The organism is Pseudomonas sp. SM4 (assembly GCF_051913165.1).
Classification (GTDB): Bacteria; Pseudomonadota; Gammaproteobacteria; order Pseudomonadales; family Pseudomonadaceae; genus Aquipseudomonas.
This window is the reverse complement of the sequence record NZ_JBODOE010000003.1, coordinates 215,238-228,374: the sequence shown is the minus strand read 5'-3', so window position 1 is coordinate 228,374 and position 13,137 is coordinate 215,238. Positions and strand designations below refer to the sequence as shown.

Genomic DNA, 13,137 nt, shown 5'->3' with positions numbered 1-13,137 from the left:
GCCTTTTTTGTTCACCACGAAACAACCAGCAGGATCACTCCCACTCAATGGTCGCCGGCGGCTTGCTCGACACGTCATAAGTAACGCGCGAAATGCCTTCGATTTCATTGATGATGCGGCCGGAGACGGTTTCCAGCAGTTCGTAAGGCAGGTGAGCCCAACGCGCAGTCATGAAGTCGATGGTTTCTACGGCACGCAGGGCAACCACCCAGGCGTAACGACGGCCATCACCAACAACACCAACCGATTTCACTGGCTGGAACACCACGAAAGCCTGGCTGACTTTGTGGTACCAGTCGGCTTTGCGCAGTTCTTCGATGAAGATGTGGTCGGCACGACGCAGCAGGTCGGCGTATTCCTTTTTCACTTCACCGAGGATGCGCACGCCCAGGCCCGGGCCCGGGAACGGGTGACGGTAGACCATGTCGTACGGCAGGCCGAGTTCCAGGCCCAGACGACGGACTTCGTCCTTGAACAGTTCGCGCAGTGGCTCGACCAGTTTCAGGTTCATCTCTTCCGGCAGGCCGCCCACGTTGTGGTGCGACTTGATCACGTGGGCCTTGCCGCTTTTCGCGCCAGCCGACTCGATCACGTCCGGGTAGATGGTGCCCTGAGCGAGGTACTTGATGTTGTCCAGTTTGTTCGACTGGGCATCGAATACGTCGATGAAGGTGCGACCAATGATTTTGCGCTTCTTCTCTGGATCGGCTTCGCCGGCCAGGTTGTTCAGGAACTGCTCTTCAGCGTTGGCGCGGATCACCTTGACGCCCATGTTCTCGGCGAACATGGCCATCACTTGCTCGCCTTCGTGCAGACGCAGCAGGCCGTTGTCGACGAAGACGCAGGTCAGTTGGTCGCCGATGGCTTTGTGCAGCAGCGCGGCAACCACCGAGGAGTCAACGCCGCCGGACAGACCCAGCAGCACGTTGTCGGTACCGACTTGTGCGCGGATGTTGGCGATGGCGTCTTCAGCGATCTTCGACGGCGTCCACAAGGCTTCACAGCCGCAGATGTCGAGAACGAAGCGCGACAGGATGCGACCGCCCTGTTTGGTGTGGGTCACTTCCGGGTGGAACTGCACGCCGTAGTAGCCACGGTCGTCGTTGAACATGCCGGCGATCGGGCAGCTTGGGGTGCTGGCCAGGATGTGGAAGTCTTGTGGCATCTTGGTGACTTTGTCACCGTGGCTCATCCATACGTCGAGGCCGAACAGGCCGTCAGCGTCGATGTGGTCTTCGATGCCGTCGAGCAGACGGCTCTTGCCGACTACGTCAACGCGGGCGTAACCAAACTCACGCAGCTCGGAACCTTCAACCTTGCCGCCCAGTTGCTCGGCCATGGTTTGCATGCCGTAGCAGATACCGAAAACCGGTACGCCCAGATCGAACACTGCCTGTGGGCAGCGCGGGCTGTCGGCAACGTGTACGGACTCGGGGCCACCGGCGAGGATGACGCCTTTAGGAGCGAATTCGCGGATCGCATCTTCGTCCATGTCGAACGGGTGCAGTTCGCAGTACACACCGATCTCGCGCACGCGGCGGGCGATCAGTTGGGTGTATTGCGAGCCGAAGTCGAGGATCAGGATGCGGTGAGCGTGAATATCGAGGGCCATGATTCAGTCTCGTCTAAGTCATTCAGAAACAGTCGTGATACAGAAACAACTCGGGGCTGAATAAAACAGCCCCGGTTGCTTAACGATTTGCTTGAAGCATCAACCTACGCGGTAGTTTGGCGCTTCTTTGGTGATCTGCACGTCGTGAACGTGGGATTCGGCCATGCCGGCGCCGGTGATCCGCACGAATTCAGGCTTGGTGCGCATTTCTTCGATGTCGGCGCTGCCGGTGTAACCCATCGAGGAACGCAGACCGCCCATCAGTTGGTGAATGATCGCGCTCAGGGTGCCTTTGTACGGCACACGGCCTTCGATGCCTTCCGGAACGAGTTTCTCGGCGCCTGCCGAGGAGTCCTGGAAGTAACGGTCGGAAGAACCTTGAGCCTGGGACATGGCGCCCAGCGAACCCATGCCGCGATACGCCTTGTACGAACGGCCCTGGAACAGTTCGATTTCGCCCGGCGCTTCTTCAGTACCGGCGAACATCGAGCCCATCATCACGCAGGAGGCACCGGCTACGATGGCCTTGGACAGGTCACCGGAGAAACGGATGCCGCCGTCGGCGATCAACGGAACACCAGTGCCTTCAAGGGCAGCGGCAACGTTGGCGATGGCACTGATTTGCGGGACGCCGACACCGGCGACGATACGGGTGGTGCAGATCGAGCCAGGGCCGATACCGACCTTGACGGCGTCAGCGCCTGCTTCGGCCAGAGCCTTGGCAGCGGCGCCGGTGGCGATGTTGCCGCCGATCACCTGCACTTCAGGGAAATTCTGTTTAACCCAGCGAACGCGGTCGATCACGCCTTTGGAGTGACCGTGAGCGGTATCGACTACCACCACGTCAACGCCAGCAGCGACCAGCGCAGCTACGCGGTCACCGGTGTCTTTACCGGTACCGACCGCAGCGCCAACGCGCAGACGACCTTGATCGTCTTTGCTGGCCAGCGGGTAGGCTTTGGCTTTTTCGATGTCGTTGACGGTCATCATGCCTTTGAGGGCAAATTTGTCGTCGACGATCAGAACGCGTTCGATGCGGTTTTTGTGCAGCAACTCGCGAACGTCGTTCTTGTCAGCGCCTTCCTTGACCGTGACCAGACGCTCTTTAGGCGTCATCACTTCACGGACGGTGGCTTCCAGACGGTTTTCGAAACGCACGTCACGGGAAGTGACGATGCCGACCAGGTCGCCATCGTGCAGTACCGGAACGCCGGAAATGTTGTGCAGACGGGTCAGTTCGAACAGTTCACGCACCGTGGCATCGGCCTCGATGGTGATTGGGTCCTTGACTACACCGGCTTCGTAACGCTTGACCTTGCGAACTTCGGCAGCTTGCTGCTCGATGGTCATGTTCTTGTGGATAATGCCAATGCCACCTTCCTGAGCCATGGCAATTGCCAGACGGGCTTCAGTGACGGTGTCCATTGCGGCAGAAACCAGAGGAATATTCAGCTCGATGCCACGGGTTAGGCGGGTCTTGAGACTGACTTCGTTAGGAAGCACCTCGGAATAACCAGGCACTAGGAGAATGTCGTCGAATGTCAGAGCTTCTTGGCTGATACGCAGCATCGCGGGGGCTCCCGAGCGGGAAAATGGAAGCGCGCCATTATAGTCAGACACCCCCTGCTGTTCAACGTAAAACTCAGCCTAATTGATATACGGAAAAACCGCTCCCTGTAGGAGCTGCCGCAGGCTGCGATCTTTTGACGTTGTTTGTTAAAAGCCAGATCAAAAGATCGCAGCCTTCGGCAGCTCCTACAGGGGATGTTTGAAGGTCAGAGTTCTACTTTTACCCAACTGACGGGCAGGTCGAGCCAGTCGGCGAATTCGTCGAGGAAGCTTTGTTTGAAGCCGGCTTCGAGCCAGTTGTTGAAGATGAACCCCAGGTTGGAAAAACCACTCTCCTGCAAATACAGGAAACCATTGATGTCGTCTTCGTGACCGCATTCCGGGCAGGTGAAGTTGTCGGTGCGCCCGGGCATCCAGTCTTCCAGGCTTTCGAACAGGGCTTCGCCGATCTCGCGGCGGCACTCGGCGCAGCCGGCCTCTTCAAGAAAACCTTTGGCCGGGGTGTAGATGCAGCGCTTGGTGACAATCTCCAACCCATTGATCGGCTCGCCGAACGGCAACGCCTGCGGGTGCAGCACCACGGCACGCGCGCCGTCGGCAATCGCATAAGCCATGCGGTTGCCGGTACGGCCACAGGTGCTCAGCTCTTCCTTGACGATGTTCTTGCGCACCAGCCAGCGCACGATCGCCCGGGCCCGGGGTTCGTGGACCGGCAGGGTGGAGATTTTCGGGACGATGATGCTTTGCGAATTCATGGTGCAGCCTGCGACGTCAAATGGAATTTCTGCGATGCTCGCTCCGCCGCCATCGCGGGCAAGCCCGCTCCCACGGGGATCTCGGCCGGTCACAAATGTTGTGTACACAGTGAGACCTGTGGGAGCGGGCTTGCCCGCGATGGCGTCAGTGCGGCGGGCAGCTTAATCCCTGACGAAATCCGGTCAAGTGCTGAGGTAGCGCCCGATCAGCGCAATCCCGCTCGCCAGCACCAGCCACGTCACCAGCCGCACAAACGCCTCGCGCGACAAACGCATGGTCAACCGCCGCCCGATCCACAACCCCAACGCCATGGCCGGCAACAGACAAAGCGCCAACATCAACAAGGGTAGCTCGGCATACACACCCGCGATGGCAAACAGGCTCAAACGCACCACCGTGCTGCAACTGATCAGCGCACTTTGCGTGGCCCGCGCCGCTTCCTTGGGCAATCGGCTGTTCAAATAAATCGCATATAAAAAGCCGCCGCTGCCAAACAGCGCACCAAATAGCCCGCCCACCGTGCCCATCGGCACCGCCCATCCGGCCGACAATTGCGTCGGCCGCGCTTTCACCCACAAGCTGTAAATCGCATAAGCGCTGATAAACAGCCCCATCAACAGCAACAGCAGCTCGGATTTGAGGTTGAGCAGAAAAATCACCCCCAACGTGCAGCCGATCGCCATGCACGGCAGCAGCCGCAACAACTCCGGCTTAGCGACATCGCGCCGCGACGGCAGCAGATTGCCGAACGCCGCGACGAAATCCAGCAACACCAGGAGCGGCACGATCTTCGACAACGGCATGAACAGAATCAGCACCGGCCCCGCCACCAGCGCGGTGCCAAACCCGGCAATACCGAACACGATGTACGCCAGCACGATGCCGAGCCCGATGACCAGCCAGCCCTCAATGCCCCACGACCATTCACTCAACAACCCCACCACGCTCATCGCTGCACATCCTTTATTAGCCTGAGATGACTTTAGCCAGCGCCGAGCATTGCGACTAATATCTTCAAAGCCGCCCACCCATCTCGAAAAGGCATACCTGGTGCTCTCAACCCGTCAATTGCGCTACTTCGTGGAGATCGCTGAATGCGGCAGCTTCAGTGCGGCCGCCGAGCGTTTGTTTATCGCGCAGTCGGCGCTGAGCCGACAGATCAAAGACATGGAAACCCGCCTGCAAACCCCGCTGTTCGAACGTACCGCGCGCCAGCCCCGACTGACGGCGGCGGGCGAAGCGTTTCTGCCGCGAGCGCGCAATCTGCTCAATGAATTGGGTAAAGCCAGCGCCATGGCCACCGAGGTCGGCAATGGCCAACTCGGCACGTTGCGCTTGAGTCATTCGAGCACCGTGTCGATCAGCGGCCGCTTGCTCCGTGATATCGGCGCCTATCTTGAGCAGCAGCCCGGCGTATCGCTGGATATCGGCAAATTGTCTTCCGAAGCACAGCTTGAAGAACTGGCCGAGGGCCGACTCGATGTCGGCTTGCTGCGCCTGCCCGTGCTGCGTCAGCGCGAAGGCATTCAGCTCGTGCCGCTGTTCACCGAACGCTTGCTGCTGGCGGTGCCGGTCGATCATCGACTGACGGCGTGCAATACCGTCGAACTGGCACAGTTGCAGGACGAAGCGTTCATCTCGATCCCGCACCCGCAACGCGGCGGTTTGAGTTATCTGTGTGCCGACCTGTGCATGCGCCAGGGTTTCTTCCCGAAAGCGGCGCGGGTGATGTCGCGCAAGACCACGCAGTTACAATTGATTCAGGCCGGATTCGGCATCGCCCTGCTGCCGGAATCCATGCAAGACATCGCCCCGAGCGGCGTACGCTTTCTGCCACTGAGCGATCCCGACTGCCAAAGCACCGTCGCCCTCGCCTACCGCCAATCCCCGCCCCCGTTGATTCACCACTTCATCCAGACCTTCACACCCCCCATGTAGGAGCTGCCGAAGGCTGCGATCTTTTGACCTTGATCTCAAAAAACCAGATCAAAAGATCGCAGCCTCGTTTCACTCGACAGCTCCTACAGGGATCGTGCAATGACGGCGAAAATGCCTTTAAACTGCGCCCCATGATTAAAGATCCCTTTGCAAGACTCGGCCTGGACCGTGAAGTCCTGACCGTCAGCCAGCTCAACGGCCGCGCACGGGTGTTGCTCGAAGACGTGTTCAGCAACATCTGGGTCGAAGGCGAAATCTCCAACCTCGCCCGACCGGCGTCCGGGCACATCTACTTCACGCTCAAGGACAGTGGCGCGCAGGTGCGTTGCGCGCTGTTCCGGCAGAACGCCGCGCGCGTGCGCCAAGCGTTGAAGGATGGCATGGCGGTGAAAGTGCGCGGCAAGGTTTCGTTGTTCGAAGGCCGTGGCGACTATCAGTTGATTCTCGACACCGTCGAGCCTGCCGGTGACGGCGCGCTACGTCTGGCGTTCGATGCGCTGAAAGAAAAGCTCAGCGCCGAAGGCCTGTTCAGCGCCGAACGCAAAGTGCCGTTGCCTGCTCATCCGCAGCGTATCGGCATCATCAGCTCGCCGACCGGCGCGGTGATTCGCGACATCATCAGTGTGTTCCGCCGCCGTGCACCGCAAGTGCAACTGACGCTGATTCCGACTGCCGTTCAAGGCCGCGAGGCCACCGCACAAATTGTTCGCGCGCTGAAAATGGCCGATGCGCGGGGTTTCGACGCTTTGATCCTCGCCCGTGGCGGCGGCTCGCTGGAAGACCTCTGGTGTTTCAACGAAGAAGCCGTGGCCCGCGCCGTCGATGCTTGCGTGACGCCGATTGTCAGCGCTGTCGGCCATGAGACCGACGTGTCGATCAGTGACTTTGTTGCTGACGTGCGCGCACCAACGCCATCTGCGGCTGCCGAGTTGCTCGCTCCGGATTCCAGCCATTTGATTCGTCAGGTCGAAAGCCTGCATCGCCGTTTGGTGATGCGCATGCGTGACCGTCTGATGCGTGATCGTTTGCGCCTCGAAGGCATGGCCCGTCGCCTGCGTCACCCCGGCGAGCGTTTGCGCCAGCAAGCGCAACGGCTGGACGATCTGGACATGCGCATGCGTCGGGCGTTCGAGCGCAGCCTCAACACCCGTCGCGAGCGGCTGATTCGTCTGGAAACCCGCCTCGCCGGGCAACATCCGGGCCGCCAGTTGGCGATGTTGCGCCAGCGTCTCGAGAGCCTCGCCGAGCGTCTGCCCCGCGCCATGCGCGAAGGCCTGAAAAACCGGCGCCTGCAATTGCACAGTCAGATGCAGACGCTGCACGTGGTCAGTCCGCTGGCAACGCTCGGTCGTGGCTACAGCATTCTGCTCGATGAACGCGGCCATGCCATTCGCAACGCCGCGCAAACCCACACCGGCCAGCGCCTGAAAGCCAAACTGGGCGAAGGCGAACTGCAAGTGCGCGTCGAGGACAATCACCTGACGCCTGTCACCCTCTCTTTACTGGACTGATCCATGCCGCGTTTTCTGGCTCCACTGTTTTTGCTGTGTCTGACCTTCAACGCCCATGCCGACAGCTACATCACCCGCATGCTCAACAAACCGGTACCGGGTGGCGTCGCCGTGGTTGATCTGGGCACGGCCGCGCAGGCGCCGACCGCCACCTATCAAGGCAAACCGGTGCTGGTGGTCAAGGAACAGGACAACTGGTTGGCGATCGTCGGCGTGCCGTTGACGGTCAAACCGGGGGCGCAGCAGATCAGCAGTGGCGGCCGTAATCTGCCTTTCACGGTGGGTAACAAGAAATACCCGGAACAGCACATCACCCTGAAGAACAAGCAACAAGTAAACCCGGATCAGTCGAACCTCAAGCGCATCGAGGGGGAACTGGCCGTGCAGATCAAGGCCTATCGCAGCTTCAGCCCGAACACACCGAGCAATCTGTTGTTGGATAAACCGGTCAACGGGCCACTGTCGAGCAAGTTTGGTGTGCGCCGTTTCTTCAACGGTGAGGAACGTAATCCGCACGCCGGCCTCGACTTCGCGGTGCCAGCCGGCACGCCGATCAAAACCCCGGCGGCGGGCAGGGTGATTCTGATCGGTAACTACTTCTTTAATGGCAACACAGTGTTTGTCGACCATGGGCAGGGCTTTATCAGCATGTTCTGCCATATGTCGAAGATTGACGTGAAGGACGGCCAGCAACTGGCACGTGGCGCGGTAGTGGGCAAGGTGGGCATGACCGGCAGGGCGACCGGGCCGCATATGCACTGGAACGTCAGCCTGAATGATGCGCGGGTGGATCCGGCGATTTTCATTGGTGCGTTTCAACCCTGAGCTTTATAGCGAGGCGACCGGCCTCATCGCGGGCAAGCCCGCTCCCACAAGGTTCTCGGTGAACATGATTTTTGTGAACACCACCCCACCTGTGGGAGCGTGGCTTGCCCGCGATGACGGACTCACTACCACCGAAAAACCTGTTGACACCCACCACCTTCAATTGCGCCCCAATCAAACCTCGCGCAAATATCACAACGATCAGCGATATCCTGCGCAATAAAATACTGCAAAATCTAGCTTTCCGAGTATTCCTCTCAATTTTTTTCGACTGCTTGCCATCCTCTCCCCTCGCGGTTAGGGTTGAAGGCATGAAAACCTCTCACACCCTCATTCAGCTTCGCCAGCACCGCAGCCTGTGCCTCGTCAGCGCACGACTGCCAGGCTGAATCGCTGCGCCTCGTCCAGAGCTTTTCCCGACATATTCGTAACACCGGCAGGCCGCCTCTTTTCGGCCCAGACAATAAGGAATTTCCCGATGAGCATGCTCAAAGATCCGTCTTCGAAATACCGCGCGTTTCCTGTCATCAACCTGCCGGATCGCACCTGGCCGTCGAAAACCATCGACACCGCGCCGATCTGGTGCAGTTCCGACCTGCGTGACGGCAACCAGTCGCTGATCGAGCCGATGGACGCGGTGAAGAAGCTGCGCTTCTGGAAAACCCTGGTGCAAGTCGGCGTGAAGGAAATCGAAGCCTCGTTCCCGGCCGCTTCGCAAACCGACTTCGACTTCGTGCGCACCCTCATCGAAGAAGGCCACATCCCGGACGACACCACCATTCAGGTGCTGACCCAGGGTCGTGAAGACTTGATCGAGCGCACCTTCGAATCCCTGCGCGGCGCGAAGAAAGCCATCGTTCACTTGTACAACGCCACTTCGCCTTCTTTCCGTCGCATCGTCTTCAACCAGGACAAGGACGGTATCAAGGCCATCGCCGTGAACGCCGCCAAGCTGTTCGTCAAATACGCAGCGATGCAGCCGGACACCGAGTGGACCTTCGAATACTCGCCGGAAACCTTCAGCGCCACCGAGCTGGAATTCGCCAAGGAAGTCTGTGACGCGGTGATCGAGGTCTGGAACCCGACACCTGAGCACAAGATGATCCTCAACCTGCCCGCCACCGTCGAGTGCGCGACGCCGAATATCTACGCCGACCAGATCGAGTGGTTCGGCCGCAACATCAACCGTCGTGACAGCGTGATCATCAGCCTGCACACCCACAACGACCGCGGCACTGGCGTCGCCGCCACCGAGCTGGGCCTGATGGCCGGCGCCGACCGCGTCGAAGGCTGCCTGTTCGGCAACGGCGAGCGTACCGGCAATGTCGACCTCGTCACCGTCGCACTGAACATGTACACCCAGGGGCTCGACCCGCAGCTGGACTTCTCCGACATCGATGGCGTGCGCAAAGTCGTCGAGGAGTGCAACCAGATTCAGGTTCACCCGCGTCACCCGTACGTTGGCGACCTGGTGCACACCGCGTTCTCCGGCTCGCACCAGGATGCAATCCGCAAAGGCTTCTCCCAGCAGAAACCGGACGCACTGTGGGAAGTGCCGTACTTGCCGATCGACCCGGCCGACATCGGTCGCAGCTACGAAGCGGTGATCCGCGTCAACAGCCAGTCGGGCAAGGGCGGCATCGCTTACTTGCTGGAGCAGGAATACGGCATCAGCCTGCCGCGTCGCATGCAGATCGAATTCAGCCAGGTCGTGCAGCGTGAAACCGATCGTCTGGGTCTGGAGATGACCGCCAAGCAGATTCACTCGCTGTTGATCAGCGAATACCTGCAAGCCAACACCCCGTACGCGCTGGTCAGCCATCGCTTGCAGGAAGAAAACGGCAACAGCAATGTTGAAGTGGAAGTGGCGAGCAAAGGTCAGGGCGAAACCAACCTGCACTGGCGCGGCAAAGGCAACGGTGCGCTGGAAGCACTGGTCGCCGGCCTGCCGGTTCCGGTGGAGATCATGGACTACAACGAACACGCGATCGGCGCGGGCACCAACGCGAAAGCGGCGGCGTACATCGAGCTGCGCGTGAACGGTGAACGTGCGGTGCACGGCGTGGGTATTGATGAAAACATCACCACGGCCAGCTTCAAGGCCCTGTTCAGCGCGCTGAACCGCTCGCTGAGCCAGCCTGAGGCGAAAGCGGCGTAATCACCGCTGAAATGCAAAAGGCCCCGAAGTGCGAACTTCGGGGCCTTTTTATTGAAGATTAAAAGATCGCAGCCTTCGGCAGCTCCTACAGGAAACTCATTGCGATCTTTTGCCTTTAAACCTTACGCGTGGGTGTCGACGCTCAACATCGCCTGCAGCAACGTGGCTTGCAGCACTTGAATGTTGCTTGCGGTCACCGCGATCTGGGTCTGCATCTCCATCATCTGCTGAGCTTTTTGCTCCGGCGAGGCCTGGCTGCGTTGGGTGCTGGCCAGTTGTGCCTTCTGCTCGGCCAACAGTTTCTGCGCTTCGGCGATCTGTTTTTTCAGGGCTTCGATCGGGCTGCCGGCATCGCCGACAGAAGCGATATTGGCTCCCGCACTGTTCACGCGCAGCTCACCGTCGCCATTGGCATCGGTGGTGTTCAATGGATTAACCGCTAATTCCTGCGGATCGCGGATCGAGACTTTCGACGGCGTAACCGGGTACGGATTGACGGTGGTGGCGCTGATGCTGGTCATAAGAAAATCCTCCTTGGCTGATCTTCCTATCGGCACACAGCGCCAGAACTGAATACGTTTGTATGCGCTTTTATACAAACATCAGGTGAACTCGAAGGTATCCGCGTCAAGGTTTGCCGGAAAACGCTCGCGATATGCCGCCAACGGTGCAGCCTCCAGAATGGCCTTGAACACACCGTCCGCCTCCCCCGCTGCGAGCAGGGTTTCGCCCTGGAAATCGAGCACCTGACTGTCGCCGGTGTAGGCAAAGCCCTTGCCATCGGTGCCGACCCGGTTCACCGCCGCCACGTAGCAGAGGTTTTCGATGGCACGCGCCGGCAACAGGCGGTTCCAGTGCAGACGACGAGCGCCCGGCCAGTTGGCGGTGTACAACAGCAGATCGGTGTCCTGCGCGTCGCGGCTCCACACCGGGAAGCGCAGGTCGTAACAGATCAGCGGACGAATCCGCCAACCCTTGAGCTCGAACTGCACCTGACGCTCGCCCGGGGTGTAGTGATTGTGTTCGCCGGCCATGCGGAACAAGTGGCGCTTGTCGTAATGCAGCACTTCGCCGTCCGGGCGCGCCCACAGCAGGCGGTTGCGATGACTGCCGTCCGCGGCCTGAATGATCACGCTGCCAGTGATCACGGCGTTGAGTTTCGCCGCCTGCACGCGCAGCCACTTACTGGTCGGGCCGTTCTCGGCTTCGGCCAGGGTTTCTGACTCCATGGAGAAACCGGTGGTGAACATCTCCGGCAGGATGATCAGATCAGCGCCCTGCGCCTGCTCCAGCAGCATTTCGAAATGCTCGAAGTTCGCCTGGCGGTCATGCCAGGCCAGGCTGGTCTGGATCAGCGCCAGGTTCAGATCGGGTAACGCACTCAGATCACGCATAGTTTTGCCGCCGCTTCACGCAGCGTCTCCTCGCGTTTGGCGAAGCACAGACGCACCAGGCGCTGGCCTTCGGGTGGGTTCTGGTAGAAGACCGACACGGGAATGCTCGCCACCCCGTGTTCGCGGGTCATCCATGTGGCCATCTCTACGTCGTTCAGATCAGGGCGGATCTGCGAGTAATCGACCAGTTGGAAATAGGTGCCAGTGACACGCTTGAAGGTAAAGCGCGACGGCGCGAGCAGGTCGCAGAACAGATCACGTTTGGCCTGATAGAAACCCGGCAGCTCTTCGACGTGTTCCGGGTGCTCGGCCATGTAATCGGCCAGCGCATATTGCAGCGGGGTCACGCCGCAGAAGCTGACGTACTGATGAACTTTGCGCAGCTCGGCGGTCAGTGCTGGTGGCGCGACGACGTAGCCGGTTTTCCAGCCCGTGACGTGATAGGTCTTGCCGAATGAGCTGACCACGAAGGCGCGCTGATAGAGCTCTTCGTGCGCGAGCACGCTGACGTGGGGCACGCCGTCGAAGACCAGGTGTTCGTAGACTTCATCGCTGATCAGGTAGATGTCGCGGTCGCGGATCAGCGCTGCCAGTTGATCCAGTTCCGCGCGGGTGATCAGGGCGCCGCTCGGGTTGTGCGGGGTGTTGATAACGATCATTTTCGTACGCGGACTGAGCGCCGCGGCGAGTTTGTCGAAATCGATGGAGAAGTCGTTCGGGTTCAGTTGCACATGCACGCAACGACCGCCCGCAAACTCCGTCGCCGGTGCATAGCTGTCGTAGCACGGATCAAACACGATGACTTCGTCGCCGCTGTGGATAACCGCCTGAATTGCACAGAAGATCGCTTGGGTCGCGCCCGGCGTCACGGTCACTTCGCTATCGGCATTGACCTGGACGCCATAGCTGCGAGCGATTTTCGCTGCAATCTGTTCGCGTAATACCGGCAGGCCAGTCATCGGCGAATACTGATTGTGGCCACTGGCAATGTGCCGACCGACCGCATCGCGCAACGCCTGCGGGCCGTCAAAATCAGGAAAACCCTGGGACAGGTTGATCGCGCCGGTCTGCGCCGCGAGCTGAGACATCTGCGTGAAAATAGTGATGCCGACATTCGGCAGCTTACTGGTGATCATCGGGGGTTCCCTGCTCAACACCCGGCTCTGACGACGGCGCGGGAGAGCCCGAGGATAGCCCATCCGACGCCCATAAAAAAAGGGCGCTCTGGTGAGCGCCCTTCTTATCGCCGAACCCATGTAGGAGCTGCCGAAGGCTGCGATCTTCTGATCTTGCCTTTAAAGCAAAATCAAAAGATCGCAGCCTGCGGCAGCTCCTACAGAAGCCATTGAGCATTCCCACACCAAGGCAGGAATG

The 13,137-nt window shown here is 59.8% G+C and carries 11 protein-coding genes; 4 read left to right on the top strand and 7 right to left on the bottom strand.

Translation table 11 applies throughout. The annotated features are described in order from the left end of the window. Window positions 1-34: 34 nt before the first annotated feature. From guaA to ACQ4MY_RS06730, 4 genes are all read right to left on the bottom strand, one after another. Complete coding sequence (gene guaA, locus ACQ4MY_RS06745) at window positions 35-1,612, bottom strand: glutamine-hydrolyzing GMP synthase (protein WP_008082511.1); 1,578 nt, start codon at window positions 1,610-1,612, stop codon at window positions 35-37. Between the two features lie 99 nt (window positions 1,613-1,711). Then, on the bottom strand, window positions 1,712-3,181 hold the full coding sequence (gene guaB / locus ACQ4MY_RS06740; RefSeq protein WP_008082513.1) for an IMP dehydrogenase: 1,470 nt from the start codon (window positions 3,179-3,181) through the stop codon (window positions 1,712-1,714). Window positions 3,182-3,387: 206 nt separating this feature from the next. Next, the gene (locus tag ACQ4MY_RS06735; RefSeq protein WP_440094467.1) at window positions 3,388-3,936 is read right to left on the bottom strand and encodes a sugar ABC transporter ATPase; all 549 of its coding nucleotides are present in this window, start codon (window positions 3,934-3,936) and stop codon (window positions 3,388-3,390) included. A 183-nt stretch (window positions 3,937-4,119) separates the two neighbouring features. Beyond that, window positions 4,120-4,887: a sulfite exporter TauE/SafE family protein gene (locus ACQ4MY_RS06730; protein WP_440094465.1), complete on the bottom strand. Its 768-nt coding sequence runs from the start codon at window positions 4,885-4,887 to the stop codon at window positions 4,120-4,122. A gap of 100 nt (window positions 4,888-4,987) precedes the next feature. On the opposite strand from ACQ4MY_RS06730, the gene ACQ4MY_RS06725 reads away from it, so the two are divergent. The 4 genes from ACQ4MY_RS06725 (at window position 4,988) to leuA (ending at window position 10,369) form a co-directional block, all read left to right on the top strand. After that, window positions 4,988-5,875 carry a LysR family transcriptional regulator gene (locus ACQ4MY_RS06725; RefSeq protein WP_440094464.1) on the top strand — a complete coding sequence of 296 codons (888 nt, stop codon included), beginning with the start codon at window positions 4,988-4,990 and terminating at the stop codon, window positions 5,873-5,875. Window positions 5,876-6,006: 131 nt separating this feature from the next. After that, entirely contained in the window at window positions 6,007-7,386 is a 1,380-nt protein-coding gene (gene xseA, locus ACQ4MY_RS06720) for an exodeoxyribonuclease VII large subunit (protein ID WP_440094463.1), read from the top strand. 3 nt (window positions 7,387-7,389) lie between these two features. Next, entirely contained in the window at window positions 7,390-8,211 is an 822-nt protein-coding gene (locus ACQ4MY_RS06715) for a peptidoglycan DD-metalloendopeptidase family protein (RefSeq protein ID WP_440094461.1), read from the top strand. Between the two features lie 478 nt (window positions 8,212-8,689). Continuing rightward, window positions 8,690-10,369, top strand: a complete 1,680-nt coding sequence (gene leuA / locus ACQ4MY_RS06710) for a 2-isopropylmalate synthase (protein WP_008082522.1) — start codon at window positions 8,690-8,692, stop codon at window positions 10,367-10,369. Window positions 10,370-10,491: 122 nt separating this feature from the next. Here the strand turns inward: leuA and ACQ4MY_RS06705 are convergent, their stop codons facing one another. The 3 genes from ACQ4MY_RS06705 to ACQ4MY_RS06695 form a co-directional block, all read right to left on the bottom strand. After that, window positions 10,492-10,890 carry a hypothetical protein gene (locus tag ACQ4MY_RS06705; RefSeq protein ID WP_008082523.1) on the bottom strand — a complete coding sequence of 133 codons (399 nt, stop codon included), beginning with the start codon at window positions 10,888-10,890 and terminating at the stop codon, window positions 10,492-10,494. An 81-nt stretch (window positions 10,891-10,971) separates the two neighbouring features. Continuing rightward, entirely contained in the window at window positions 10,972-11,763 is a 792-nt protein-coding gene (locus tag ACQ4MY_RS06700; protein ID WP_008082525.1) for an amidohydrolase, read from the bottom strand. Then, on the bottom strand, window positions 11,751-12,899 hold the full coding sequence (locus ACQ4MY_RS06695; protein WP_440094459.1) for a pyridoxal phosphate-dependent aminotransferase: 1,149 nt from the start codon (window positions 12,897-12,899) through the stop codon (window positions 11,751-11,753). The genes ACQ4MY_RS06700 and ACQ4MY_RS06695 overlap by 13 nt, the downstream gene beginning before the upstream one ends. Between the last annotated feature and the right edge of the window lie 238 nt (window positions 12,900-13,137).

Bases quoted from the DNA above. Each gene is read 5' to 3' on its own strand.
- guaA (WP_008082511.1), bottom strand. From the start codon at position 1,612: ATGGCCCTCGATATTCACGCTCACCGCATCCTGATCCTCGACTTCGGC.
- ACQ4MY_RS06695 (WP_440094459.1), bottom strand. From the start codon at position 12,899: ATGATCACCAGTAAGCTGCCGAATGTCGGCATCACTATTTTCACGCAG.
- ACQ4MY_RS06705 (WP_008082523.1), bottom strand. From the start codon at position 10,890: ATGACCAGCATCAGCGCCACCACCGTCAATCCGTACCCGGTTACGCCG.
- leuA (WP_008082522.1), top strand. From the start codon at position 8,690: ATGAGCATGCTCAAAGATCCGTCTTCGAAATACCGCGCGTTTCCTGTC.
- ACQ4MY_RS06700 (WP_008082525.1), bottom strand. From the start codon at position 11,763: ATGCGTGATCTGAGTGCGTTACCCGATCTGAACCTGGCGCTGATCCAG.
- ACQ4MY_RS06715 (WP_440094461.1), top strand. From the start codon at position 7,390: ATGCCGCGTTTTCTGGCTCCACTGTTTTTGCTGTGTCTGACCTTCAAC.
- xseA (WP_440094463.1), top strand. From the start codon at position 6,007: ATGATTAAAGATCCCTTTGCAAGACTCGGCCTGGACCGTGAAGTCCTG.
- guaB (WP_008082513.1), bottom strand. From the start codon at position 3,181: ATGCTGCGTATCAGCCAAGAAGCTCTGACATTCGACGACATTCTCCTA.
- ACQ4MY_RS06730 (WP_440094465.1), bottom strand. From the start codon at position 4,887: ATGAGCGTGGTGGGGTTGTTGAGTGAATGGTCGTGGGGCATTGAGGGC.
- ACQ4MY_RS06735 (WP_440094467.1), bottom strand. From the start codon at position 3,936: ATGAATTCGCAAAGCATCATCGTCCCGAAAATCTCCACCCTGCCGGTC.